This is a genomic window from Aeromicrobium sp. PFPM2_SD2, assembly GCF_057364525.1.
Genome location: NZ_JBNFNZ010000291.1, coordinates 1 through 3,291, shown reverse-complemented (window position 1 = coordinate 3,291; position 3,291 = coordinate 1). Strand labels below are relative to the sequence as shown.

The following is a 3,291-nucleotide window of genomic DNA, read 5'->3' as shown; positions in this document are numbered from 1 at the left end:
AGCGAGGGCGACAACCCGGGCAAGCACCGCGGGTGGGACCGCGAGCGCGGCTGGGAGCGCCACGGCGACGACCGCGGCCAGGGCCACGGGCGCTAGCCGCACACCTCTTCACACGGCACGACACGACGGGGCCGGGACGAGAGATCGTCCCGGCCCCGTCGTCGTGCGTGGGCTCAGCGCAGGGCGCGCGTCAGCCCGCGGGCGATCACCTCGCGCTGCCAGCGGACGAAGGTCTCGGTGAAGTGGTGGCTGTCGCGGTAGATGATGATGCCCCGCTTCGTCGCCATGCAGCTGCGCGAGGAGCACAGCGAGCCGGTGATGCTGACGAGCCGGCGTGACGGCACCAGCCCACGCATCAGCTTGGCGCGGGCCGACGACGTCCAGAAGCGCTGCGAGCTCAGCGCGTACGACCGGCTCTCGTTGCAGCGGCTGGGCCGCGACTGGTTGCCGCGCAGGCACCGCGGCACGTGGTGGCCGAACTTCGGGGTGTCGTTGAGCAGGACGACCCGGGCACCGCCGCGCTGCAGGTAGGCGATCCGCTGGCGCATGCCGCTGATGAAGCGGGCCCGGCGCTGGGAGTCGCTGCGGTGCCGCGACGTGGCGTAGGCGTGCGTCTCGTACAGGGCGGTGACGACGTAGTCGTAGTGGGCGCGGCGCACCTTGCGCATGACGTTGCGGTTCCAGGCGGCGCACTGCTTGCCGGCGCGGCCGTTGTACTTGCCGAACGAGCACGCCGTCTTGCCGTACACGTCCACGCGCCAGCCGCGGGTCCGGCCCGCGTGGTCGAGCGCGGTGACGTACTGCTTGGTGACCGAGTCGCCGATGACGGCGACGCGCACCCGGCTCGAGCGCTTGCCGAACGCACAGTACGTGGGCCGGGAGCCCGACGTCTTGGTCTGGTAGCAGGACGCCATGTAGTCGGAGCGGACGTCCGAGGTGGCTCGGGCGGGGCTGGGGCGCAGGGCCGCGGAGGCGGACGGTGCGCTGAGCAGACCGGCGGCGACCACGGTGACGAGCAGGATCGCGAGGCGCTTCATGTCACCACGCTACGCGCGGTTCAGTCCACGCGATAGCCCGCGCCGCGCACCGTCGTGACGAAGTCCGAGCCCAGCTTCTTGCGCAGGTAGCCGATGTAGACGTCGACGACGTTGGACCCCGGGTCGAAGTCGTAGCCCCACACCTGGGACAGCAGCTGCTCGCGCGACAGCACCTGCCCGCGGTGGCGCACCAGCACCTCGGCCAGCGTCATCTCGCGGGCCGACAGCTCCACGACCTTCTCGCCGACGGACGCGCGGTGGCGGCGCAGGTCGAGGGTCACGTCGCCGACCGTCATCTCCACCAGCGCCGGCTCGCCCTGGTCGCGCAGGCGCAGCCGGACGCGCGCGAGCAGCTCGTCGAAGCGGAACGGCTTGGCCATGTAGTCGGCGGCGCCGCCCTCGAGGGCGGCGACCGTGGTCTGCAGCGAGTCGCGAGCGGTCAGCACGATCACCGGCAGCGTCGGGGCCTCGACCGACAGCCGGCTCAGGACGCCGAAGCCGTCCAGGACCGGCAGGCCGATGTCCAGGACGACGAGGTCGGCCTCGCCGGCCAGCGCGAGGTCGAGCGCCGACTGGCCGTCGGCGACGACGGTGGGGGAGAAGCCCTCGGCCCGCAGGCCCTTGGCCACGAACGAGGCGATGCGCTCCTCGTCCTCGGCGATGAGGATCCGGTTCACTGCTGCTCCTTCACGGGAAGGCGCAACCGCACGGTCGCGCCGGTCTCGGTGTCGTCCAGGACGACGGCGCCGCCGTGCGCCGTCGCGATCGCCTCGACGATGGACAGGCCCAGCCCGAGGCCGAAGCGGTCGTCGTCGCTGGCTCCGCGGCTGAACCGCTCGAACAGCCGGTCGCGCAGGTGCGGCTCGACGCCCGGGCCGGTGTCGCGCACCCACAGGTCGAGCTGCCCGCCGGCGAGCGCCGAGCCCACGCCGATCTCGTCGCCCGGCGAGGTGTGCCGCACGGCGTTGTCGGTGAGCTGCAGCAGCGCCTGGACGATGCGCTGCTCGTCGAGCTCGGCGGTGACGTCGGCGACCGAGTCGACCCGCCACACCCGGTCGCCGAGCGCCTTGGCCCGGGCCACCACGCCGTGGGTGACCGCGGCGACGTCGGTCGGGTGGGGCTGGACGAAGTCGGTGCGCCGGGCCCGCGCGAGCACCAGCAGGTCCTCCACGAGCCGGGTCATGCGGTCGATCTCGTCCAGCAGCAGCCGCCGCGTCTCGTCGACGTCCTGCGCGTCGTGCGGGTCGAGCACCTCCAGGTGCCCGCGCAGGACGGTGAGCGGGGTACGCAGCTCGTGGCCGGCGTCGTCGAGCAGCCGGCGCTGGGCGGTCAGCGCGGCGTCGAGCCGGTCGAGCATGGCGTTGAAGGTGCGCTGGAGGTCGGCCAGGTCGTCGGTGCCGCTGACCGTCATGCGGCGGCTGACGTCGCCCTCGGTGATCTGCAGCGCCGTGTCGCGCAGGTTGCGCACCGGACGCAGCAGGGTGCCGGCGATGCGCGAGGACAGCGCGGCGACGACGAGCACGGCGAGCACGGCCAGGGCGGTGTAGTTGAGCACCAGGGCGCGCAGCCCCTCGCGGTCGGCGCTGAGGTCGTGCACCGCGACGAGGGCGGCGGACGTGTCGTCGATCGCGATGGGCTTCACCGCCACCCGGTACGTGCGGTCGCCGACGGTCAGGTCGCGCACCCCGCCGCCGGCCTCGCGCAGCCGGTCGACGAGCGGCCACAGCCGGCGCGAGCGCTCCAGCTCGACGTTGCGCTCGCCCTGCACCGACGTGGTGCCGTCGCTGGCGACGCCGTAGAGGTCCTCGTTGTGGCCGGCCAGGCTCTGGGCCAGGAACGCCTCGAGCAGGCGGTCGGACGTCCGGTACGGCTGACCGGTGTCGAGGTCGCCGTCCGCGCGCACGGTCTCCAGGTGGTCCAGCTGGTGGGCCAGGCTCTCGTCGGCCTCCTCGTCGATGCGGCCCGACTCCACGCCGTACAGCGTCACCCCGACGCCGGTGAGCACGAGCGCGGTGATCGCCGCGACGGCGAACGCGAGCCGCTGGCGCACGGGGAGGCGACGCAGCGGGCGCAGCCGGCCCGTGACGGTCGCGAGGCGGGGGAGCGGGGGACTCATCCGGTGACGTCGGCGACGGTGGCGTCGTAGGCGCGCAGCAGGTCGTCCGCGTCGACCCATACGCTCCAGCCCGGCTCGCCGGCGCCGAGCGAGATGCGGCGGCCGACGACCGACGCGTCGGCGACCACGGGCCACTCG

3 protein-coding genes are annotated in these 3,291 nt (G+C 73.6%); all 3 read right to left on the bottom strand.

Annotated elements, in window-relative coordinates:
• Positions 1 to 173 precede the first annotated feature (173 nt).
• The 3 genes from AC2W7G_RS12295 to AC2W7G_RS12285 are packed head-to-tail and all read right to left on the bottom strand — an operon-like array spanning position 174 to position 3,153.
• Positions 174 to 1,037, bottom strand: coding sequence for an SGNH hydrolase domain-containing protein (locus AC2W7G_RS12295; RefSeq protein ID WP_485868694.1), 864 nt, complete (start codon positions 1,035 to 1,037; stop codon positions 174 to 176).
• Between the two features lie 20 nt (positions 1,038 to 1,057).
• Positions 1,058 to 1,714, bottom strand: coding sequence for a response regulator transcription factor (locus AC2W7G_RS12290; protein WP_485868693.1), 657 nt, complete (start codon positions 1,712 to 1,714; stop codon positions 1,058 to 1,060).
• Positions 1,711 to 3,153: a sensor histidine kinase gene (locus AC2W7G_RS12285; protein WP_485868692.1), complete on the bottom strand. Its 1,443-nt coding sequence runs from the start codon at positions 3,151 to 3,153 to the stop codon at positions 1,711 to 1,713. The genes AC2W7G_RS12290 and AC2W7G_RS12285 overlap by 4 nt, the downstream gene beginning before the upstream one ends.
• Between the last annotated feature and the right edge of the window lie 138 nt (positions 3,154 to 3,291).